The sequence below is a fragment of the Dorea acetigenes genome (genome assembly GCF_025567385.1).
GTDB lineage: Bacteria > Bacillota > Clostridia > Lachnospirales > Lachnospiraceae > Claveliimonas > Claveliimonas acetigenes.
Genome location: NZ_JAOQJU010000002.1, coordinates 291494 through 314130, shown reverse-complemented (window position 1 = coordinate 314130; position 22637 = coordinate 291494). Strand labels below are relative to the sequence as shown.

At 43.4% G+C, this 22637-nt stretch carries 19 protein-coding genes and 1 riboswitch; of the genes, 18 read left to right on the top strand and 1 reads right to left on the bottom strand.

Going from position 1 to position 22637, the window contains the following annotated elements; translation table 11 throughout:
• Positions 1-13: 13 nt before the first annotated feature.
• On the bottom strand, positions 14-1111 hold the full coding sequence (locus OCV99_RS04015; RefSeq protein WP_158368411.1) for a pyridoxal phosphate-dependent aminotransferase: 1098 nt from the start codon (positions 1109-1111) through the stop codon (positions 14-16).
• Between the two features lie 132 nt (positions 1112-1243).
• On the opposite strand from OCV99_RS04015, the gene OCV99_RS04010 reads away from it, so the two are divergent.
• The 18 genes from OCV99_RS04010 (at position 1244) to grdD (ending at position 22505) form a co-directional block, all read left to right on the top strand.
• Positions 1244-4537: a DUF5717 family protein gene (locus OCV99_RS04010; protein ID WP_158368409.1), complete on the top strand. Its 3294-nt coding sequence runs from the start codon at positions 1244-1246 to the stop codon at positions 4535-4537.
• Between the two features lie 25 nt (positions 4538-4562).
• On the top strand, positions 4563-5846 hold the full coding sequence (locus OCV99_RS04005) for a DUF5716 family protein (protein WP_158368408.1): 1284 nt from the start codon (positions 4563-4565) through the stop codon (positions 5844-5846).
• Complete coding sequence (locus OCV99_RS04000; protein ID WP_158368406.1) at positions 5821-6588, top strand: hypothetical protein; 768 nt, start codon at positions 5821-5823, stop codon at positions 6586-6588. Before OCV99_RS04005 ends, OCV99_RS04000 begins: the two co-directional genes overlap by 26 nt.
• Positions 6589-6683: 95 nt before the next feature.
• Complete coding sequence (locus tag OCV99_RS03995) at positions 6684-7523, top strand: amino acid ABC transporter substrate-binding protein (protein ID WP_158368404.1); 840 nt, start codon at positions 6684-6686, stop codon at positions 7521-7523.
• Positions 7524-7585: 62 nt separating this feature from the next.
• Positions 7586-8236: an amino acid ABC transporter permease gene (locus tag OCV99_RS03990; protein ID WP_158368402.1), complete on the top strand. Its 651-nt coding sequence runs from the start codon at positions 7586-7588 to the stop codon at positions 8234-8236.
• Between the two features lie 13 nt (positions 8237-8249).
• Entirely contained in the window at positions 8250-8936 is a 687-nt protein-coding gene (locus tag OCV99_RS03985; protein ID WP_158368400.1) for an amino acid ABC transporter ATP-binding protein, read from the top strand.
• 102 nt (positions 8937-9038) lie between these two features.
• Positions 9039-9746 (top strand): phosphoribosylaminoimidazolesuccinocarboxamide synthase, encoded by a 708-nt coding sequence (gene purC, locus OCV99_RS03980; protein ID WP_158368398.1) that lies wholly within the window; start codon positions 9039-9041, stop codon positions 9744-9746.
• Between the two features lie 42 nt (positions 9747-9788).
• Positions 9789-11216: an amidophosphoribosyltransferase gene (gene purF / locus OCV99_RS03975; protein ID WP_158368396.1), complete on the top strand. Its 1428-nt coding sequence runs from the start codon at positions 9789-9791 to the stop codon at positions 11214-11216.
• A gap of 30 nt (positions 11217-11246) precedes the next feature.
• Entirely contained in the window at positions 11247-12680 is a 1434-nt protein-coding gene (purB, locus tag OCV99_RS03970) for an adenylosuccinate lyase (protein ID WP_158368394.1), read from the top strand.
• Positions 12681-12902: 222 nt separating this feature from the next.
• Positions 12903-14294, top strand: a complete 1392-nt coding sequence (locus OCV99_RS03965; RefSeq protein ID WP_158368392.1) for an alanine/glycine:cation symporter family protein — start codon at positions 12903-12905, stop codon at positions 14292-14294.
• 151 nt (positions 14295-14445) lie between these two features.
• A riboswitch (glycine riboswitch) is annotated at positions 14446-14556 on the top strand.
• 160 nt (positions 14557-14716) lie between these two features.
• Positions 14717-15100, top strand: a complete 384-nt coding sequence (locus OCV99_RS03960; protein ID WP_158368390.1) for a GrdX family protein — start codon at positions 14717-14719, stop codon at positions 15098-15100.
• A gap of 69 nt (positions 15101-15169) precedes the next feature.
• The gene (locus OCV99_RS03955; protein WP_227191951.1) at positions 15170-16450 is read left to right on the top strand and encodes a glycine/sarcosine/betaine reductase component B subunit; all 1281 of its coding nucleotides are present in this window, start codon (positions 15170-15172) and stop codon (positions 16448-16450) included.
• A gap of 16 nt (positions 16451-16466) precedes the next feature.
• A complete protein-coding gene (gene grdB / locus OCV99_RS03950) occupies positions 16467-17777 on the top strand; it encodes a glycine reductase complex selenoprotein B (RefSeq protein WP_158368388.1) in 1311 nt (436 codons plus the stop codon).
• Positions 17778-17857: 80 nt separating this feature from the next.
• Positions 17858-18802, top strand: a complete 945-nt coding sequence (gene trxB / locus OCV99_RS03945; RefSeq protein WP_158368386.1) for a thioredoxin-disulfide reductase — start codon at positions 17858-17860, stop codon at positions 18800-18802.
• A gap of 39 nt (positions 18803-18841) precedes the next feature.
• Positions 18842-19159: a thioredoxin TrxA gene (gene trxA / locus OCV99_RS03940; protein WP_158368384.1), complete on the top strand. Its 318-nt coding sequence runs from the start codon at positions 18842-18844 to the stop codon at positions 19157-19159.
• A gap of 61 nt (positions 19160-19220) precedes the next feature.
• The gene (grdA, locus tag OCV99_RS03935; protein ID WP_158368382.1) at positions 19221-19691 is read left to right on the top strand and encodes a glycine/sarcosine/betaine reductase complex selenoprotein A; all 471 of its coding nucleotides are present in this window, start codon (positions 19221-19223) and stop codon (positions 19689-19691) included.
• A 108-nt stretch (positions 19692-19799) separates the two neighbouring features.
• Complete coding sequence (gene grdC, locus OCV99_RS03930; RefSeq protein ID WP_158368380.1) at positions 19800-21338, top strand: glycine/sarcosine/betaine reductase complex component C subunit beta; 1539 nt, start codon at positions 19800-19802, stop codon at positions 21336-21338.
• 12 nt (positions 21339-21350) lie between these two features.
• Positions 21351-22505, top strand: coding sequence for a glycine/sarcosine/betaine reductase complex component C subunit alpha (grdD, locus tag OCV99_RS03925; protein ID WP_158368378.1), 1155 nt, complete (start codon positions 21351-21353; stop codon positions 22503-22505).
• Positions 22506-22637 lie beyond the last annotated feature (132 nt).

Here is a 22637-nt window from a genome sequence, read left to right as displayed (position 1 = left end):
AGCTATGAAGAGGTTACGGTAATTCTTTCAGGCATTGTATTAACCGGGCATTGTCTTCTGGCTTCATGATGCAGAACCTGATATATTCTCCTTCGAGGCTTTTAAAAGAAGAGCAGTCTCTAATCATCAGCCCTTGCCGGATGGCGTGTTCAAAAACCTGATGGGAGGTCAGCCCTTCTTTTAAGAGCCGGACTAAGATGAAATTGGCATAGGGTTCGTAGATTTTTAAGAAGGGCACTTCTCTCAGAGTCTTACAAAGCTGCTTCCGCTGGGAAAGAATCAACGCTCTGGTTTCCTTTATATAAGCAGTATCCTGCAGCATTTTTTCACCGGCAAAAGCGGCTATACTATTTAAGCTCCAGGGATTCTGACAGCGTTTCAAGGAGGACAAAAATTCCTGGTTGCCGGTGACGCCGTAGCCGAGGCGGAGTCCCGGGGCAGCATAGAATTTGGATACGCCCCGAATAACCATGAGGTTGTCAAAGATTTTTGTAAGGGGCATGGCAGTGATTTCCTCTATGCAGGGCGCAAATTCCACATAAGTCTCGTCAATCATGACAAATATTCCTCTTTTTTTACATTCGGAAAGAATCGTTTCAATGTTTTCCTGTCTGACGGCAGAGGAAGTAGGATTATTGGGGTTGCAAAGGATTAAAAAATCAGTCTCCGGCGGAAGTGATTTTAAAAGGTCAGATGGATCCAGATGGAAATCTTCGTGTTCTTTCAGATTATAATAGGACATACTGCCCCCTGTCAGGGAAAGTTCTCTTTCGTATTCTGAGTAGGTGGGACCAACGACCAAGGCGTGCTTTGCTTTGCGATGGCCGATAAGCAGAGAAATCAGTTCTGTGGATCCGTTACCTACTGCTACCTGGTCAGTGTTGACGCTGCAATATGCAGCTATGGTTTCGCGAAGGGCTTTGTAGTCCCTGTCCGGATACCGGGTAATTACATCCAGATTGTCTGCAAGAGCAGATTTTACGGAAGGAGAGAGACCTAGTGGATTGACATTTGCCCCAAAGTTTATGATAGACTCCTGTGGAATGTGGTAGTAGGCAGCTATTTTTTCTAGATCACTGCCGTGAAAGGCTGGTGTTATATTTGTATTCATATGTCCTCCTTACAGAATCTTGAATAATGGTTGAATAATTTGTGTTTCAGCATTGCTATTCATATTAAAAGAATGCTATAATTTATTATAGTATGTTTAAATGAAAATGCAATGCAAGAAGAGGTGGCAGGCTTGAAAAATAAAATTAAAAAATTTTCAAAAGGTGATTTTCAGGTGGCTCATCCGGATATCGTATTCCCGGAGACACATCTGCTTCTCACCATTGGTGAAGGGGAAGTGTACAAGGGGAATTTTATAATAGAGAGCCTATCAGACGGAGTTATAAGAGGACTTGTATATCCGTCTTCTTTTCGTATGCGCTGTATCGAGCAGGGATTTGAAGGAAATCCTGTTAAGGTGAATTTTGAGTATGACGGCAGAGGACTGCGTCCGGGTCATGTGGAGAAAGGTACCTTTTCTATCGTATGTAATGGCGGAGAATACACAATTGCGTTTACAGCAATTATCGAGAAACCCTATGTTATGACTTCTTATGGGAAGGTTCAGAGTACGGAAGATTTCAAGCGTTTGGCTATTAAGGATTTTTCGGAAGCACAGAGATTGTTCCGTTCCAGGGAATTTTATGAAGTGTTGAAATATGAGAACCCACGAGTATTCCATCTTTATGATAATATGAGAAAATGGTCTCTTGATGAACAGGCGATGGAAGAGTTTCTTGTAGGAATCAAACAGAAAGAATGTATATTCCTTACCCTCTCAGGGGAAGGAATGCTGTTTGAAGATATTAAGGAAGCGTCGAAAGGAACTCTGAAGATCATTAAGAACACATGGGGGTTTATGCCGATAGAGGTACGCCTGGAGGGTGGATTTATTACAACAGGAAGAACCAGGCTGACTACCGATGATTTTGTCGGAAATATGTATGAGATGGAATTTCTTGTGCATCCGGAACGCCTACACGGGGGACGCAACTTTGGGAAAATTCTTTTTGTGACGCCGTATGAAGTGTTGGCTTATGAGGTTGAGGTAAGACAGAACTGCGAATATGATGAAGACAGAAGAGAAGTTACATTTTTGATGGCGCAGATTATGAAGGAATATATTTCTTATATGGCGGGGAGGATGGAATTGAACCGTTGGAGTGAAAGTGCGATTGAAAAGGCAAAGGAGATGCGTACTCATGCCCCGCTGGACGATATGATCCAATTATTCCTTGCGCATATTTATATTATTGGCAATTACATTGAAGAAGCAAAGTGGATCCTGGAAAACTATAATTATAACCGGTTCGCAATTGGAAAAGATCCGAAGAGCAATGCTTATTATTTGTATCTGACAGCGCTGATCCGCAGGCAGGGAAGCCATGTGGAGAGAGTGATTGATGAGATAGGGAAGGTGTGGATGCGGCATCAGGATTCCTGGGAGCTTTTTCTTATGCTTCTTGATATAGACTCGCAGTACAAAGATCCTTATCGGAGGATTAAAGTGCTGGAGCAGCAGTTTTATGCATATGATACGAATCAGGTCCTGATTTATCTGGAGGCATATCGCTGCTATAAGGAAAAGACAAATCTGCTAAAGAAGTTGGGAAAATTTGAATTCCAGGTACTGAATTTTGCATCGAAATACCGTTTGATGACGAAAGAATTAGCTCTTTATGTGGCAAATCTTGCCAGCCAGCAGAAAAGTTATCATGAAGGATTGTTCCGGGTTCTGGAGCGGATTTATGACATGTACAAGGAACCCATGATTTTGAATGCAATCTGTACATTTTTGATTAAAGGCAATAAAGATGAAAGACGTTATTTTGTATGGTATCAGAGGGCGGTAGATGCGGAGCTTAAGATAGCGCAGTTATATGAATATTATATGGCTACGATTGATGAGTCGAAAGTCAGGGATGCACTTCCGCGTTCGATTTTTCTGTATTTTATGCATGGGAATAACCTGAATTATAAGAAGGCGGCGCTGTTGTATGCGAATCTGATCACGCACGAGCAGTATGCCAGTGACCTTTATATCAGTTACCGGGAGCAGATGGTACAGTTTGCCTGGGAACAGCTGATGAAGCGCCATATCAGTGATTCTCTGAAGATTATTTATAAACGCTTTTGTACAGAAGAAGAGATGACAGGAGAACGACTGGAGGCGATGTATGATCTTTGCTATGCTTATCGGGTGACGACAAAGGCAGATAATATGAAATGTGTGCTGGTTATTGAGAAGGACGGAAGTATCAAACAAAGGGTTCCGGTCAGGAAAGAAGGGACGATTGTGTACCTTTATGACAAAGACGCACGTATTATCTGGGAAGGAAAGGACGGGCGGCACTATACGGATTCCATCTTGTACGAGACGGTTCGTCTGCTCTATGAACCTCGTTTTATGGAGATGTGTAAGAAATATATGACACATATATCCAATTGGTCCTATGAAAGGAACAAGGAAGAGCCTACGTTTGAGAATCTGCGGATGAAGGGAATGGATGCTTTTGATGAGAAAGAGATTTTCCGTCTTTGCAGTAAAAGAATACGGGAAGATAATTACGAGGAAGATGATTTCCTGTTGTATCTGTGTTTTGAGTTGTTTAAGCGGCAGCAGTATGACAAGGTGATTCTTACCTATCTTGCCAATTTCTATTGTGGGGCGACCAGGGATATGAAGAAACTGTGGGAGACTGCAAAAGAATATGGAGTGTTGGTTGTGAAGCTGGGAGAGCGGATCATTACACAGATGATTTTCTCAGAAGATATGTTCGGGGAAGAAGAGATTTTTCTGGATTATTATCTGAATGGGAATCCGTATTTCCGCTTGAAACAGGCGTATTTGGCATATGCATCCAGAGAGTATATGGTAAATGGGAGAATCAATGGGGAATCTGTATTTGAAATTATTATTAACGAATATAAGTTAAAGGAAGAATTGGCGGACATCTGCAAGATTGCTGTGCTACGGTACTATTCTGACAGGGAATATGATGACGAGATCGGAGAACTTCTGCATCAGGTGCTGCAGGAAATGTGCGAGAAGCAGATTGTATTTCCTTTCTATCTGGAGTATGATGAAGCATGGCTGAGAGAGACGCAGCTTTATGATAAAGTGATGGTAGAATACAGGGCATCAAAAGGCGGGAAAGTAAGAATTTTCTATAAAATGAAAAACGGAGAGTCAGAAGAACTGGATTACCGGAGCGAGGGACTTACTCCCATGTATGAAAATATATATGTGAAAACTTTTATGCTCTATAAGAATGAAGGGATTCGTTATTATTTTCAGGAAACACAGGAAAATAAGATTATCACACAGGAAGAAAGAGTGCTTGAGCAGAAGCGCAGGATTCCGTCTATCGGAAGATTTGGTAAATTGAATGCCATGTCGGAGATGGGAGCGGCAGAGCGGAAGAAGGCAATGATGGATTATCAGCAGGAACTGCTCATGGCAGAACGGATTTTTCAGGAATTTTAGATAAGGACAAAGGAGGCTATGCAAGGTGAAGGACGGGAAAATATTAGGATTTGAATTGAATGAAAAGACATGTCAGATCAGCTTTTATAACGAGGCATCCCATGAGCCGGAGACCTTGGAAACGGCTGTAGAAAACTACCAGCTTCCACTTGTGCTGGGATACTATCAGAATGCGTGGGTGTATGGAAGAGAGGCGAAGCGTCTGGCGACGATTAATGAAGGATGTACAGTATCGGATCTGTTCCGGAGAGCCGTGCATCAGGAAAAAATCCGTGTGGGCGCAAAGACACATGAAGCAATCTGGCTTCTGGCAAAGTACATTCAGCTTGCACTGGAACAGTTTAAGAATATTGAGTACATTACCTTTTCGGTGCCTTATACTAATATCGACATCAGCAAGATGTTAAAAGGAATCGGACAGTTTATCGGCGTACCGAAAGAACGGGTTTATGTACAGGATTATAAGGAAAGTTTCTGTCACTATATGTTTTACCAGCCCAAGGAATTGTGGCAGTATGAGGCGGCGTTGTTTTATTGTGATGGCAATGAAATACGGGCGTATATGCTGCGGAAGCTGCGCACAATAACAGGGAGGGGAAACGATGTGTTTGTAGCCGTTGATGAAGTGGCAAGGGCTCAGATGCAGGAGCTGGCAGCGATTTATCCTGTTTTGAATGTAGAGAAGGCGAAGAATGCAGATGAAAGATTTAAGACCTTCATACAAGGGGTTTTTGATAAAAAAGTGGTATCTTCTGTGTTCTTAACAGGAGAAGGATTTGAAAACAACTGGTATCCGAATTCTTTGAAGGTGCTTTGTAATGGACGAAGAGCTTTTATCGGAAATAATTTGTACAGTAAGGGAGCTTGCTATACCTCTTACAGAAGGTGCAGGGATTATGAGGGAAGTCCGGTATATTTGGATGAGACAAAGATGATGGAACAGATTTGTCTGCGTATGCGGGTAAATGGGAAGGAGGCCTGGTATCCGATTGTGGCATGGGGGTCGCACTGGTATGAAGCTGACGGACAATGGGAAGTGCTGCTTGAAGATACTTCGGATATTGAGATTCATGTAGAATCCCTGGCAACCGGAGAGCTTGAAGCAGAGACGGTATCACTTGCAGGTTTGCCGGAGCGGAGAGATTATTCTCTGCGGCTGTCTATCGAGACGATGTTTTTGGATGAAAAAACATGTAAGATTACTTTTAAGGACGCGGGGTTCGGAGATTTTTTCCCGGCTACAGATTTCCAGGTGGAAAAGGTTATACATTTAGGAGGAAGCAATGGGCAGTTTAATTCTTTGTCATAAAAAGAAAGCAAGACATCCATATGAAATATCCAGAGTGCATATGCACATTTATACAATGGAAGAGCTATGTTACTATTTCTGCAATAATCTTTACTTGATAGATTATACCATTACAAACCGGCAGCTTTGCGACTGGCTGGACGATGAACTGGGTCTGTCTGCATTGGCGGATGAATTGAGAGAACAGTTGAATCAGAATGCGCCGATGGAGCAATTCGTGCTGACGGTATTGAGCCATGCATCCATCTATTCGGCGGCAGAGATTACAAAGATTCATAATGTCCTGGAGCAGCTGCGGAATCAAAATGATGTAGAGCGTGAAAAATTCAAGGCAGACAATCTTTTGAAAACAGGAGAATATTCATCGGCAATTCTTGTTTATCAGTCCATTTTGAATAAAGAGTGGGATGATTCTGTGGGAAAAGACTTTTATGGACATATATACGGCTGCATTGGTTCTGCTTATGGAAGGATGTTCCTTTATGAGGAAGCAGCAAAGATGTATGAAAAAGGGTATGAGACCTGTCAGGATGATAAGATGCTTAAGACGTATCTGTATTGCTGTTACCGGTATATGCCGGAAAAAGAGTATGCAAAGATGCTGTCAAAGGAACCGGTGTTTTTAAGCCTGAATTCTCAGCTTAAGGAGGAAATGAAGGAAGTAGACGAATCGATAGATATAGATATGACGGAAGAAGTTTATGAAGAATGGAAAAAGGAATATCGCAGGATTGACAAGTAGCAGTTAAATGTGATAATATAACAGAACAGTTTAGCGTGGTAGAGTAATCAATTGATAAAAGAATGAAGCACCGCGCGGGAGGAAGGGATTATCACATGAAAAAGAGATTAGCATTATTACTGGCAGCTGTTCTTACACTTACGGCAGTAACGGCAGGTTGTGGAAGTAAAGAGGAAACCGAGAATAAGAGTGCAGATGAGAGTAGTGAAGCAAAAACGGAGTATGTACAGAAGGAAGAAGGCGACGAGTTTATCGTTGGCTTTGATCAGGATTTCCCACCTATGGGTTTTGTGGGCGATGATGGAGAATATACCGGATTTGACTTAGAACTTGCAGAAGAGGTCTGCAATAGGATGGGATGGAAGTTTACGCCGAAGCCGATTGCATGGGATTCCAAAGACGCTGAGCTTGCATCCGGCGGCATTGACTGTATCTGGAACGGTTTTACGATTAATGGACGTGAGGATGATTATACCTGGTCAGATGCATATCTGAATAATAAACAGGTATTTGTTGTAAGAGAAGACTCAGGTATTGAGACAGAAGCCGATCTTGCCGGGAAAGTAGTGGATGTACAGACAGATTCTTCTGCGCAGGCAGCACTGGATGACAATCAGGATCTGGTATCTACATTTGCAAATCTTCAGGTAATACCGGATTATAATACTGGTTTTATGGATTTAGAGTCAGGCGCGGTAGATGCGGTGGCAATGGACATTGTAGTGGCTTCCTACCAGATTGAGAAGCGTTCGGCAGCATTTAAGATTCTCGACTATGAGATTGCGGCAGAAGAATATGGCGTAGGATTTGCAAAGGGAAATGAAGCACTGCGGGATCAGGTACAGAGTGCATTAGAAGAGATGGCAAAAGACGGAACACTCGCCGAGATTTCTACAAAGTGGTTTGGTGAAGATATTACAACAATAGGGAAATAATAAAAATGATAGGAAAGGGCTGTCTTTATGATGGCCCGTTTTCTGTGCAAAGGAGTAATAGAATGGCAATTTCGGTTATGTTGGCTAAATTATCCGAAGGTATGGTAACGACCTTGTTTTTATTTGCGGTAACACTGGTATTCTCTTTACCTTTGGGGCTTTTAGTATCCTTCGGAAGGATGTCTAAAAATAAGCTTATTCAGTCTATTGTAAAGGTTTATATTTCAATTATGAGAGGCACTCCTCTGATGCTGCAGCTTATGGTAATTTATTTTGGACCTTTTTACATTTTCGGGATTCAGATAACTTCGAGTTGGAAAAATAGTGCGGTAGCTATTGGTTTTATACTGAATTATGCAGCGTATTTTGCAGAAATTTACAGAGGCGGCATTGAATCTATGGATCCCGGACAGTATGAGGCGGCACAGATTCTGGGATACAATAAGGTCCAGACCTTTTTGCGTATTATTCTGCCACAGGTCATGAAGCGTATTCTGCCGTCTGTTACGAATGAAATGATTACACTGGTAAAAGATACTTCTTTGGCATTTACCATCGGTATTCTGGAAATGTTTACGGTATCAAAGGCACTGGCATCTTCACAGGCAAATATGATTCCCTATGTTTTTGCGGGAATTTTCTATTACATATTTAACTTTATAGTAGCATTTCTGATGGAAAAGGTGGAAAAGAAGATGAATTATTATAAATAGAGGAGGAACTGCCATGAGTTTGCTGGAAATGAAGCATATCAAAAAAAGTTTTGACGGTATAGAAGTACTGAAAGATATTTCTCTGAAAGTAGACGAAGGGGAAGTTCTTGGGATTATCGGTCCCTCCGGTTCCGGCAAATCCACTCTTCTTCGCTGCGCGACGAATCTGGAGACGCAGGATTCGGGAGAAATCCACTATGAAGGGACATTTGGGTTAGTGTTTCAGAATTTTAATCTCTTCCCGCACTTTTCTGTGATGAAGAATATTACGGACGCCCCTATAAAGGTACAGAAGAGGAATAAAGAAGAGGTATATAAAGAAGCAAGAGAACTGTTAAAGAAGATGGGACTGGAAGATAAGGAAAATGCTTATCCGCATCAGCTTTCGGGAGGACAGCAGCAGAGAGTGTCTATTGCAAGGGCACTTGCCATGAGACCGGATATCCTGTTCTTTGACGAGCCCACGTCCGCGCTGGATCCGGAGCTTACAGGAGAGATACTGAAGGTAATTAAAGCTCTTGCGTCTGAGCATATGACGATGGTTATCGTAACGCACGAGATGAATTTTGCCAGAAATGTTTCAGATCACATTATATTTATGGACAAGGGAGTGATTGCAGAATATGGAACTCCGGAGGAGGTGTTTGGCTCTTCTAACGAAAGAATGAAGGAATTCCTTGGCAAATTTGGACAAGACTAAATATTGCTTTTATAATACTCTTGTATTATACTTGTTGTGTGAAATGTCACATTTTGACATTTTATCATTTAGAGAAAACAAAGAAAAGGATAGGTGCCGATTATGCAAAAATTAGAGCAGATGTATGAAGGAAAAGCAAAAAAAGTTTTTAAAACAGAAGATCCGGATATTGTAATTGTGGATTACAAAGATGATGCAACTGCATTTAATGGCGAGAAAAAAGGGACGATTGTAGGAAAAGGCGTTATCAATAATCGTATGACGAACTACATTTTCCAAATCCTTGAAAAGGAGGGAGTCCCGACACATTTTGTTGAAGAACTGAGTGACAGAGAGACAGCGGTAAAGAAAGTTGATATCGTTCCGCTGGAAGTGATTGTACGTAATGTGGCTGCTGGAAGCTTTTCTAAGAGACTTGGGATTGAAGAGGGAACAAGCTTAATTGCACCAACACTTGAGTTTAGTTATAAAGATGATGACCTTGGCGATCCGCTTATCAATGATTACATGGCAATTGCCATTGGAGCTTCTACAAGAGAGGAAATTAATAAGATTACAGAGTATACTTTTAAGGTGAATGAGGTCTTGAAGAAGTTCTTTAAGGAAGCAGGTATTGAGTTGATTGACTTTAAGATTGAATTTGGAAGATATCACGGAGAAGTCATCCTTGCAGATGAGATTTCACCGGATACTTGCCGTCTGTGGGATATTGAAACACATGAGAAGCTCGATAAGGATCGTTTCCGCAGAGATATGGGAAATGTAGAGGGAGCTTATCAGGAAGTGTTCAGAAGAATTGGCATTAAATAGACGAAAAAAACAGTCAGCATAAAGTAAGGAGCATAAACATTCATGAACAAATTTGAGAAGGTAACGACAGGTTTGGGAGAGGAATGTGGTGTATTTGGAGCCTATAATATGGATGGAGGCGACGTTGCCTCCACCGTATACTATGGGCTTTTTGCATTACAGCACAGAGGTCAGGAAAGCTGTGGCATTGCAGTGACCGATACGTATGGAGAACGGAAAGTTCACTCGAAAAAAGGAGTGGGACTGGTGAATGAAGTGTTCGACGCGGAGTCGCTGGAGTCTCTGAAAGGTAACCTTGGGGTAGGGCATGTGCGCTATTCTACAGCGGGAGCATCAAAGGCAGAGAATGCAATGCCGCTGGTTATCAACTACGTGAAAGGGACGCTGGCGATTGCCCACAATGGAAATCTGACGAATGCAGTAGAACTTCGGCATGAGCTTGAGTATACTGGAGCAATCTTCCAGACTACCATTGATTCAGAAGTGATTGCGTACCATATTGCCCGGGAACGGCTGAAGACAAGAAAAGCAGAGGATGCCGTTAAGAATGCCATGAAGAAAATCAAAGGAGCTTACGCACTGGTAGTGAGTTCGCCGAGAAAGATGATCGGAGCAAGAGACCCGTTTGGATTGAAACCATTATGTATAGGAAAACGTGATAATACCTGGTTCCTTGCATCTGAGAGCTGTGCGATTGCGGCGGTTGGAGGAGAATTTGTCCGTGATGTGAAACCGGGTGAGATTGTATCCTTTACAAAGCATGGAGTAAGCTCAGATATGAGTATGACGATTTCGCCGGAGAAGCAGGCAAGATGCATTTTTGAGTATATCTACTTTGCAAGAATGGACAGTGTGATTGATGAGGTAAATGTCTATCATTCACGAATTATTGCGGGAAAAGCCCTAGCAAAATCGTATCCCGTAGAGGCAGATTTGGTCGTGGGTGTGCCGGATTCCGGTTTGGTTGCGGCTAAGGGGTATTCGGAAGAATCGGGAATCCCATATGGAATGGCTTTTCATAAGAACAGTTATGTGGGAAGGACATTTATAAAACCGAAACAGAGTGAAAGAGAATCCAGCGTTAAAATTAAATTGAATGTTATTGGAGAAGTGGTAAAGGGAAAACGTATTGTTATGGTGGATGATTCCATTGTACGCGGGACAACTTGTGCCAATATCATCCGTATGTTGAAAAGTGCGGGGGCGACAGAGGTTCATGTGCGGATTAGTTCACCGCCGTTTCTCTATCCCTGCTATTTTGGAACGGATGTACCTTCCAATGAGCAGTTGATTGCCCATTCCCATACTACAGAGGAAATCAGAGAGATGATCGGCGCGGATTCACTGGGGTATATGGAGATTGAAAAGCTAAAAGAGATGGTTGGAGATTTAGGGTATTGTGATGCATGTTTCACCGGCAATTATCCTATGGAAGTGCCGGGAAAAGATATTTCCCATGCATTTGATTAGAATAATTAAGAGAAAAGAGAGGTAAGTATTATGAGCAGCGACAGATATCAAAGCCCGTTGTCGGAGCGTTATGCAAGTAAGGAGATGCAGTATATCTTCTCGCCTGATAAGAAATTCAGGACATGGAGAAGGCTCTGGATTGCTCTCGCGGAAACGGAGAAAGAGCTGGGACTCCCTATTACAGATGAACAGATTGAGGAGCTGAAAGCGCACGCAGATGATATTAATTACGATGTTGCAAAGGAACGGGAGAAGATTGTCCGTCATGATGTTATGTCCCATGTATATGCTTATGGCCAGCAGTGCCCGAAAGCGAAAGGAATCATTCATCTGGGAGCAACATCCTGTTATGTGGGAGATAATACGGATATTATTGTTATGTCTGAGGCTCTGAAGCTGGTAAGAACGAAATTGGTGAATGTGATTGCTGAACTGGCGGATTTTGCAGAGAAATATAAAGCACAGCCGACGCTTGCTTTCACGCATTTCCAACCGGCGCAGCCCACGAGCGTGGGAAAGAGGGCAACTCTGTGGTTACAGGAATTTTCAATGGATCTGGAAGATCTGGATTATGTGCTTGGAAGTTTAAAGCTTCTTGGCTCAAAGGGAACTACCGGAACGCAGGCCAGTTTTCTGGAACTTTTTGACGGGGATCAGGAAACCATTGATAAGATAGATCCTATGATTGCTGAGAAAATGGGATTTGAAAGCTGTTATCCGGTATCTGGGCAGACCTATTCAAGAAAAGTTGATACGAGAGTGTTAAATGTACTTGCCGGAATTGCTGCAAGCGCCCACAAGTTTTCAAATGATATCCGTCTTCTTCAGCATTTGAAGGAAGTGGAAGAACCTTTTGAAAAGACACAGATTGGCTCTTCAGCTATGGCGTATAAGAGGAATCCGATGCGAAGCGAACGTATTGCATCTTTGTCCAGATATGTGATGATTGATGCGTTGAATCCGGCAATTACATCGGCAACGCAGTGGTTTGAGAGAACACTGGATGACTCTGCAAATAAGAGGTTAAGCATACCGGAGGGATTTCTTGCGATTGACGGTATTCTGGATTTGTGCCTGAATGTGGTGGATGGACTGGTAGTATATCCGAAGGTGATTGAAAAACACCTGATGTCTGAGTTGCCGTTCATGGCTACTGAAAATATTATGATGGATGCCGTGAAGGCAGGCGGTGACCGGCAGGAACTTCATGAACGGATCCGTGAACTTTCCATGGAAGCGGGACGCAATGTGAAAGAAAAGGGACTGGAAAACAATCTGCTGGAACTGATTGCTGCTGATCCGGCATTTAACCTTACGTTGGAGGAATTGAAAGAGACGATGGATCCTTCGAAATATATTGGACGCGCCTCCGTCCAGGTGGATGATTACCTGAAAAAAGTAATCCGTCCGCTCCTTGACGCTAATAAAGATATTCTGGGTGTGAAAGCAGAAATTAATGTATAGAAGACAGAAAATGGCAAAATAACCAAAAATGTAAAAAAAAGTGCTAAGAAAAAAACAGCGGAAACTCTTATGTTTCTGCTGTTTTTTTGTTACGTAGCTTTTTTTGAATTACACAAAATATGTGAAAAACATACGAAAAAATTTTAAATTAATACAAGATATTGAATAAAATTTACAAAAATGTTAATATAGATATAATAAATGAATATATTAATATAATCTATGAGAAAAGGGGGTAATGTTGTGGAAAAAATATTAAACGACATATTTTCAACGATTGGCAGTTATCTTTCTAACTACATACTTATTGTTGCTCTTCTTGGCGGCGGTATTTGGTTTTCTGTCAAACTTGGTTTTATCCAAGTAAAAGGTTTTGGCGAAGGAATGAGAAGGACATTTGGTGGACTTTTTAACAAAAAGGGTTCGGCAGATAAGGATGGGATGTCTTCCTTCCAGGCGTTGGCGACAGCGATTGCGGCCCAGGTTGGTACGGGAAATATTGCCGGGGCGGCAACGGCGATTGCTATTGGAGGACCCGGAGCGATTTTTTGGATGTGGATTGCTGCTTTTTTGGGAATGGCAACTATCTATGCAGAAGCACTCATGGCGCAGAAGTATAAGCAGGTTGGCTCTGACGGAGTTGTAACGGGCGGTCCGGTATACTATATCCGCGCAGCGTTTAAGGGAACGGCAGGTAAAGTTTTGGCAGGGATTTTTGCAGTGCTGATTGTTTTGGCATTAGGCTTCATGGGAAATGCCGTACAGTCCAATTCCATCGCAGCGGCATGGAATACTGCTTTTGGAATTCCGCAGTGGATTATGGGGTTGATAATCGCTGTTGTAGCGTTGTTTGTATTTATGGGCGGTATGGGACGCATTGCTAAAATTACGGAGCTGATTGTTCCGGTTATGGCAGCTCTTTATATCGTAGGCGCTTTGATTGTAATTATTTTTAATTTTAAGGAAATTCCATATGCTTTCCATGCAATTATTGTAGGAGCTTTTGCGCCTTCTTCTATTGTTGGCGGCGCTGCCGGAGCAACGGTGAAGCTTGCTTTGACGAAAGGTGTTGCACGTGGACTTTTTTCTAACGAAGCCGGTATGGGTTCCACACCCCATGCACATGCGGTTGCAAAGGTAGATCATCCGGCAGAACAAGGATTTGTGGCTATGATTGGCGTGTTCATTGATACGTTTGTTATCCTGAACCTAACAGCTTTTGTAATTATCACGACTCATTCTATTCCGACGGGATTGACGGGCGCGGAGCTGAGCCAGTATGCTTTCTCTACGCTGTATGGAAAAGGCGGAGATGTTTTTATTGCAGTATGTATGCTGTTCTTTGCATTTTCTACAATCCTCGGATGGTATTTCTTTGGACAGGCGAATATCAAATATTTGTTTGGACCAAAGGCAGTAAAAGTGTATGCTGTTCTTGCGGCAGTGTGTGTGTTCCTTGGTTCTCTTGCTGAAGTTGAACTTGTTTGGACCATGCAGGATACATTTAATTCGTTGATGGTTATTCCGAATATTCTGGCATTGTTTGCACTGACTGGTGTGATTAAACAGGTGCATGAGGATTATTTTAAAAACTTTAAACCAAAGAAAAAGTAATTTTTAATGAAAATGCAGAGCGTGGTTTGTGCAATATTACAAAAAACAGGAAAATCTTTTGAAACTATTGCAAAAAAACTAACAATCAGTTACTATAGAATAAAACAATAACAAATATTTATAATATCTATATATTAAGTGAATAGCGGGATGATTTTTTTCAAGAGAGAGCCGTTAGGCGGCCGCCGAAGAGGCAAGCCGGGATGATGGAGGTGAACATGATCTGGGTGAAACTTTCAGGCAAAAGGACTGGAAAAAGGACTGCATTCTGAATCTTGTGTTGAAATGATAATAAGCTTTTGTTTATGGAAACGAAGCTATCAGGGCAAAAGACAGAAAGGACGATGGCACGTATCCGTGTTTGCATCGTCCTTTTTTAGTTGAGATTTAGGTAAGAGTTTTTGGAAAAGAGGCAAACTGATATGAGAACTCCCTATGTTATAGTTACGAATAATCCGTTGGTTGTTAAGAATCTTGAGAACAGCCGGGAGATTATTTATAAAGACGTTTCATATGAAGAGATTCTGCGGGAAACCCGGGACAGAATACATGAAGGACATGTGCTTTTGACACATCCATTGTCGGGCAGTGTCAAACCCAATGAAACGCCATACAAATCCATTTTAATAAGCCGGCAAAGGAGGGATGTGGATGCCGATTCTCTGAAGTTAATTGAAAATGCGATACAAGCGTGCCGAAAGTTTATGATGAAAGCAGACAAATATAAACCGGAGGTATATCAGGATTTTCAATTGATTGACTGGACATTATTAGAAAGTGCCATGGCGTCGGCAGATACTTTGTAATCACCCAAGAGGGTTGTAATAGCGAAGAGCTTTAACAATAATATCAATATTAAAAGGAGGGAATTTACAGTGAAGTTAGAAATGGGACACATATACATTAAGGATATTCAGTTCGCAGCAGAGTCTAAGATTGAAGACGGAATCCTTTATGTATCCGAAGAGGCCGTTAGGGCAGTTGCTCTTGAAGATGAAAAGATTAAGAGCGCATCATTTGATATCGCAAAACCGGGCGAGTCTGTAAGAATCACACCCGTTAAGGATGTAATTGAACCACGTGTAAAGGTAGAAGGAAGAGGGGGAATCTTCCCAGGCGTCATTGCCAAAGTTGATACTGTTGGAAGCGGAAAAACCTATGCATTAAAGGGGATGGCAGTTGTAACAGCAGGAAGAATCGTTGGATTCCAGGAAGGTATTATTGATATGACGGGTCCAGGAGCTGATTATACTCCGTTTTCTAAGACATTGAATCTTGTTATGGTATGTGAGCCCGTCGATGGAATCAAACAGCATGATTATGAAGCTGCTGTAAGGTTCGCAGGATTCAGAGTTGCCACATATATTGGAGAACTGGCACGTGAACTTACTCCGGATGAGACAAAGGTTTATGAGACATGTACGATAAAAGAAGGTATGGAAAAATATCCGGAGCTTCCGAGAGTTGCCTATGTCCAGATGCTTCAGAGTCAGGGACTTCTTCATGATACATACGTATATGGCGTGGATGCAAAGAAGATTGTTCCTACGATTATGAGCCCGACAGAGGTTATGGACGGTGCGATTGTGTCCGGTAACTGTGTATCTGCATGTGATAAGAACCCGACTTATGTACATCAGAACAATCCGGTTGTGCATGACTTGTTTGAACAGCACGGAAAAACGATTAATTTTGTATGTCAGATTATCACCAATGAAAATGTATATCTTGCAGATAAAATGCGTTCTTCTGATTGGACAGCAAAGATTTGTAAAATGTTAGATTTGGATGGTGTTATTGTATCTCAGGAAGGATTTGGAAACCCGGATACAGACCTTATCATGAACTGTAAAAAGATTGAGGCTGAGGGAGTTAAGACGGTTATTATTACAGATGAGTATGCAGGACGTGACGGTAAGTCACAGTCTCTTGCAGATGCTGATCCGGCTGCCGATGCAGTTGTAACCGGCGGTAATGCAAACCAGGTAATTATCCTGCCAAAGCTTGATAAAGTAATTGGAACATTGGATTATGTAACAAAGATTGCGGGTGCAAGTGAAGAGACACTTCGGGAGGACGGCTCTCTTGAGGTTGAACTTCAGGTACTTACAGGTGCAACAAATGAGACAGGTTTCAACAAGCTGAGCGCAAGATAGAAGGGAGGATAAGAACATGGCTAAGATTAAAGTGGTTCATTACATCAATCAGTTCTTTGCACAGATTGGTGGAGAAGAAAAAGCTGATTATCCGGCAGAAATCCGTGTTGGCGAAGTGGTTGGACCGGGTATGGCGCTTACAACGAATTTTAAAGATGAAGCAGAGATTATTGCGACAGTTGTCTGCGGTGACTCATATTTTAACGAAAATCTGGAGAAAGCGAAAGCGGATATCCTTGCATGGGTAAAGGAACAGGCTCCGGATGTATTTATAGCAGGTCCGGCATTCAATGCAGGCCGTTACGGTGTTGCTTGCGGTACAATTGCAGCAGCGGTTCAGGAAGAGCTTGGAATCCCGGCTGTTACAGGTATGTATGTAGAGAATCCGGGCGCTGATATGTTCAAGAATCAGGTATATATGATTTCTACCAAGAACAATGCGGCAGGTATGAGAGATGCGGTTAAGAAGATGGCTCCTCTTGCATTAAAGCTTGCAAAAGGTGAGACAATCGGTGCATCTTGTGAAGAAGGTTATATGCCAAATGGTGTTCGTGTAAACTTTTTTGAAAAAGAGAGAGGATCTCAGAGAGCAGTGAAAATGCTGCTTAAAAAGTTGGCTGACAAGCCATTTGAGACAGAATTCCCAATGCCGGATTTTGATAGAGTGGATCCAAACCCGGCAGTAAAGGATCTTGCACATGCTAAAATCGCACTTGTTACTTCTGGTGGTATCGTTCCGAAAGGAAATCCGGATCATATTGAAAGTTCCAGTGCGTCTCACTATGGAGAATATGATATTACAGGCGTTATGGATCTGACCGAAGAGACCTATGAGACGGCTCACGGAGGATATGACCCGGTGTATGCTAACGAAGATTCTGACCGCGTTCTTCCGGTGGATGTACTTCGTGATATGGAGAAGGAAGGAATTATCGGAGAATTACATCACTTGTTCTACACAACAACAGGTAATGGTACGGCCGTTGCATCCGCAAAAGCTTTTGCAGATGAGTTTTCCAAGAAGTTGGTTGCAGACGGAGTAGACGCTGTAATTCTCACCTCCACTTGAGGTACCTGTACTCGTTGCGGTGCAACGATGGTGAAAGAAATTGAGAGAGCCGGAATTCCGGTTGTACATGTTTGTACAGTAACTCCTATTTCTATGACAGTTGGCGCGAACAGAATTGTTCCAGCTATTGCAATCCCACATCCTCTTGGAAATCCTGCATTGGATAAAGCAGAGGAAAAAGCGCTCCGCCGTCATATTGTTGAGAAAGCACTTGACGCTTTGACAACAGAGGTTGACGGACAGACGATTTTTGATTAAATGAAGAAAGTGCCCGGCGCGCTCTTGCCGGGCAGAGTAAAGTAGATATTACTGCTTAAAAGAAAAGGAGAATGACAAAGATGAGTAAGATTTATGATGTTATTGTCCTGGGTGCGGGGCCTGCCGGTCTGGCGGCGGGACTGTACGCGGGAAGAAGCCGCCTTTCCGTTCTGATTATCGAAAAAGGCCAGGACGGCGGACAGATTGCGATTACAGATGAAATCGAGAACTATCCGGGGCAGATTGTAGAAGGTGAATCCGGGCCGTCCCTGATAGCAAGGATGACAGAGCAGGCTGCGAAGTTTGGCGCAGAGCGTGTATCTGACACGATAACGGAGGTTTCCCTGGAGGGAGAAGTGAAGGTGTTAAAGAGTGCGACGGCAGAGTACCAGGGAAGAAATGTAATCATTGCTACCGGTGCGCATGCGCGTCCGATTGGATGTAAGGGCGAGGCTGAATACATGGGCAAGGGCGTTTCTTACTGTGCGACCTGTGATGCGAACTTCTTTGAGGATTTTGAAGTGTATGTGGTAGGCGGCGGAGATTCTGCAGTAGAAGAAGCAATGTATCTTACGAAATTTGCAAGAAAGGTTACCATTATCCACAGACGTAACGAACTCCGTGCAGCAAAATCTATTCAGGAAAAAGCATTCAAGAATCCGAAACTTGAATTCATGTGGGATACTGTTGTGGAAGAAGTGGGCGGAGACGACATTCTCCAGTGGATGAAAGTGAAGAACGTAAAGACGGGAGAAATAACAACAGTAGAGGCAGATGAAGAAGACGGAATGTTCGGTGTATTCGGGTTCATAGGGACTGTCCCGAACAGTAAGCTGTTTGAGGGAAGCATCGACATGGATGAGAGAGGATATATTAAGACAGATGATGACATGCATACCAATATTCCGGGCGTGTATGCTGCGGGAGACGTACGCATCAAAAGCCTGAGACAGGTTGTGACAGCGGCGGCAGATGGCGCAATTGCTGCTGTACAGGTTGAAAGAAGTATGTCAGATTACTTCTAAAACATACAAACAATAAGAACTCAAAAGGAGGAGAAACCAATGGTAGATTTAGACAAAACAAATTTTGCGGCAGAGGTGTTGGAGGCAGAAGGATATGTATTCGTAGACTTTTACGGTGACGGATGTGTTCCATGCCAGGCGTTGATGCCGAAGGTACATGAATTTGCAGAAACTTATGGGGATAAGATGAAATTCACATCTCTGAACACAACGAAAGCGCGCCGTCTTGCAATTGCACAGAAGGTTCTCGGACTTCCTGTAATGGCAATCTATAAAGGCGGTGAAAAGGTGGAAGAGTTGGTAAAAGATGACTGTACACCAGAGACAATTGAAGCGATGATTAAGAAATACATCTAGACAGTAGAGAGTTTCTTTATCATATATAAAAGCATTACAAGTAGAAAGGAGACGCATAGTTATGGCTATTTTAGAAGGGAAAAAAGCAATAATTATCGGAGACCGTGATGGAATTCCAGGACCGGCTATTGCTGAATGTGTGAAAACAGCAGGCGCGGAAGTTGTATTTTCATCGACGGAATGTTTTGTCTGAACGAGCGCAGGCGCAATGGACTTAGAGAATCAGAAGAGAGTAAAGGAGTTTGCTGAAGAATACGGTGCAGAGAACCTGGTAGTCGTTCTCGGCGCAGCAGAAGGAGAAGCTGCAGGGCTTGCAGCAGAAACTGTAACAGCAGGAGATCCTACTTTCGCAGGTCCATTGACAGGGGTCCAGCTTGGACTCAGGGTATATCACGTATGTGAGCCGGAGATGAAAGAAGAGTTTGACGAAGCTGTTTATGACGAACAGGTAAGCATGATGGAAATGGTGCTTGACGTAGATGATATCATCGGAGAGATGACCGCCATCAGAGAAGAGTTCTGTAAATTTTAATTGCTAAGCGTCTAAAACGGGAAATGTGCTGGGGACAGCACATTTCCTTATATCAGATGCAGATAGAAGCCATAATCAATGTAGCCGTCAAAGAAAGGTGGAAGACCAATGAACAGTGTAATAAAAGGTGCAAGTTATGTGTTAGTACATACACCTGATATGGTTTTATATAATGGGACGACCCAGACAACAGAAAAAATCGTGAATCCGGAATCGGAGTATTTAAAAGAAGTGCCGAAGAACCTGCGTTCTTATGAGGAAGCAGTGAGTTATTGGCCGAACCAGACCTATATCGGTAATGTCCATCCCGATGAGCTGGCAGAGGTGGAGTTCCCCTGGTATGACAAGAAAAAAGAAGGGGCAGACCGTTATGGTAAATATGGCGAGATTATGCCACAGGAAGAATTTTTGTTCCTGGTACAGGCAAGCGACATGTTCGAGGTTGTAAGACTGGATAAAGAGTTTGTTGCTAAATATAAAGATGCATTTGCGGCAAACCCGATCATTACAGATGACATTGCAGGCAGAATCCATGAAGGTGTAGAACTCAGTGAGATTGAGCATTTTGTAAAGGAAGAACATGCGGAAGGCTTATACCATGATGGAAAATTAGTAGGATGTGTAAAGAGAGCCCATGATATTGACGTTAATTTATCCGCTCATGTAATGCATGAGAACTTAATGAGCAAGGCGTCCAGTGTGTTGGCTCTTCTCTATGCCGTACGCAATGCAGGAATTGATAAAGCGGAAGTAGAGTATGTTATCGACTGTGCGGAGGAAGCATGTGGAGACATGAACCAGAGGGGCGGCGGCAACTTTGCAAAAGCGGCGGCAGAGGTTGCGGGGCTTGTCAACGCGACTGGCTCTGATGCAAGAGGCTTCTGTGCGGCTCCGACCCATGCAGTGATTGAGGCTGCGGCATTAGTAAAATCCGGCGCGTACAAGACAGTTGTTGTTACATCCGGCGGATGTACGGCAAAGCTAGGAATGAACGGGAAAGATCATATCAAGAAGGGGCTGCCGATTTTAGAGGACTGCCTGGGAGGATTTGCGGTAGTCATTTCTGAAAATGATGGAGTGAATCCGGAGATAGATTTAAATATGCTGGGACGCCACAGTGTAGGTACAGGATCTGCGCCGCAGAATGTAATCGGAAGCCTTGTCGCTGACCCGCTTGACAGGGCGGGGATGAAGATCCCGGAGATTGACAAATATTCACCAGAGATGCAGAACCCGGACATTACCAAACCGGCAGGAGCAGGCGATGTGCCGTTGGCTAACTATAAGATGATCGCGGCCCTTGCTGTAAAACGGGGCGAGCTGGATAGAAAGGAACTTGCAGGATTTACAAAAGAGCACGGGCTTACCGGATGGGCGCCGACCCAGGGACATATCCCGTCCGGGGTTCCGTATATCGGATTTGCAAGGGAAGACATCCTTGCAGGGAAGATAAGGAATGCAATGATTATCGGGAAGGGAAGCCTTTTCCTTGGGCGTATGACCAACCTGTTTGACGGGGTATCTTTTGTTATCCATGGAAATACAGCTGCAGAGGAAGGGACACAGGCCGGAGTGTCTGAAGAAGAAGTTAAGGGACTGATCGCAAAAGCGATGAAAGATTTTGCTGCAACACTTATGGCAGAGTAAGGGGTGGTGAATATGGCAAAAAGTATTGAGAAAATGATTGCCTCCACCTTCCTGGAGATGGCGGAAGGGCTTGAGACCGGAAGCTTTGGAAAGAGACCGAAGATAGCGCTGACAGGCATGGGAAGTGAGCATGGGGAAGCAAACGCCATGGAAGCAGCGAAAGCAGCGGCAAAAGAAGGAGTAGACGTTTATTACATCGGTACCTTGGAGGCCGAGGGAGTAACGACTGTCAAAGTTGCAGATGAAGAAGAAGGCCACAAGAAGATGGAAGAACTTCTGAGGAATAAAGAAGTAGATGGTGCGGTTACCATGCATTTTCCATTTCCGATTGGTGTATCCACTGTGGGGCGTGCGATCACACCCGGAAAGGGCAAAGAAATGTATGTTGCCACAACGACAGGAACCTCCAGTGCAGACCGTATTGAGGGAATGATTAAGAATGCAATTTACGGTATCATTGCTGCGAAGACATGCGGGAATGCGAACCCAACGGTGGGGATTCTGAATGTTGACGGAGCGCGCCAGACAGAGATTGCGCTGAAACAGTTAAAAGAAAACGGATATGACATTACATTTGCAGAATCTGCAAGAGCGGACGGAGGATGCGTTATGAGAGGAAACGATGTGCTCCAGGGCTCGCCGGATGTCATGGTGTGCGATTCGCTGTCAGGAAATATATTGATTAAGATGCTGTCCTCCTTTACGACAGGGGGAAGCTATGAAGCGACCGGATATGGGTATGGACCGGGAATCGGGGAAGGATATGAACAGCTGGTTCTGATTATTTCCAGGGCGTCGGGGGCGCCGCTGATCAAAGGGGCAATCAAGTATGCGGCGGAGCTGGTAAAAGGGAAAATCTTTGAGGTTGCGTCAAAAGAGTTTGAGGCAGCGAACAAGGCAGGTCTGAAAGAGATCCTGGCGGCAAGAAAGGCGGCTGAGAAACCGGCTGCATCAGAAGAGGAAGTGACCGCACCGGCGAAAGAGATCGTAACATCCCAGATAGCAGGAATAGAAATCATGGATCTGGAAGAAGGAGTAAAGACGCTGTGGAAGATGGGAATCTATGCAGAGAGTGGTATGGGCTGCACGGGACCGATTATCTTAGTGTCAGATGGGAACCTTGCAAAAGCAGAGGAAGAACTTAAGAAAGCGGGATATATCAGCTAGTGGGGAAGGACTGTTATCCCGGAACAGAAGAACAAGGATAAGAAGGTAAGAAAGTGGCGCGCCAATGTGGCGAGAAGCCACTTTCTTTTCTGTTGTGATAATATTTCACAGATATTATAATAAGTCTATGAA

Bases quoted from the DNA above. Each gene is read 5' to 3' on its own strand.
- OCV99_RS04015 (WP_158368411.1), bottom strand. From the start codon at position 1,111: ATGAATACAAATATAACACCAGCCTTTCACGGCAGTGATCTAGAAAAA.
- OCV99_RS04000 (WP_158368406.1), top strand. From the start codon at position 5,821: ATGGGCAGTTTAATTCTTTGTCATAAAAAGAAAGCAAGACATCCATAT.
- OCV99_RS03995 (WP_158368404.1), top strand. From the start codon at position 6,684: ATGAAAAAGAGATTAGCATTATTACTGGCAGCTGTTCTTACACTTACG.
- OCV99_RS03990 (WP_158368402.1), top strand. From the start codon at position 7,586: ATGGCAATTTCGGTTATGTTGGCTAAATTATCCGAAGGTATGGTAACG.
- OCV99_RS03985 (WP_158368400.1), top strand. From the start codon at position 8,250: ATGAGTTTGCTGGAAATGAAGCATATCAAAAAAAGTTTTGACGGTATA.
- purC (WP_158368398.1), top strand. From the start codon at position 9,039: ATGCAAAAATTAGAGCAGATGTATGAAGGAAAAGCAAAAAAAGTTTTT.
- purF (WP_158368396.1), top strand. From the start codon at position 9,789: ATGAACAAATTTGAGAAGGTAACGACAGGTTTGGGAGAGGAATGTGGT.
- purB (WP_158368394.1), top strand. From the start codon at position 11,247: ATGAGCAGCGACAGATATCAAAGCCCGTTGTCGGAGCGTTATGCAAGT.
- OCV99_RS03965 (WP_158368392.1), top strand. From the start codon at position 12,903: ATGAGAAAAGGGGGTAATGTTGTGGAAAAAATATTAAACGACATATTT.
- OCV99_RS03960 (WP_158368390.1), top strand. From the start codon at position 14,717: ATGAGAACTCCCTATGTTATAGTTACGAATAATCCGTTGGTTGTTAAG.
- trxB (WP_158368386.1), top strand. From the start codon at position 17,858: ATGAGTAAGATTTATGATGTTATTGTCCTGGGTGCGGGGCCTGCCGGT.
- trxA (WP_158368384.1), top strand. From the start codon at position 18,842: ATGGTAGATTTAGACAAAACAAATTTTGCGGCAGAGGTGTTGGAGGCA.
- grdC (WP_158368380.1), top strand. From the start codon at position 19,800: ATGAACAGTGTAATAAAAGGTGCAAGTTATGTGTTAGTACATACACCT.
- grdD (WP_158368378.1), top strand. From the start codon at position 21,351: ATGGCAAAAAGTATTGAGAAAATGATTGCCTCCACCTTCCTGGAGATG.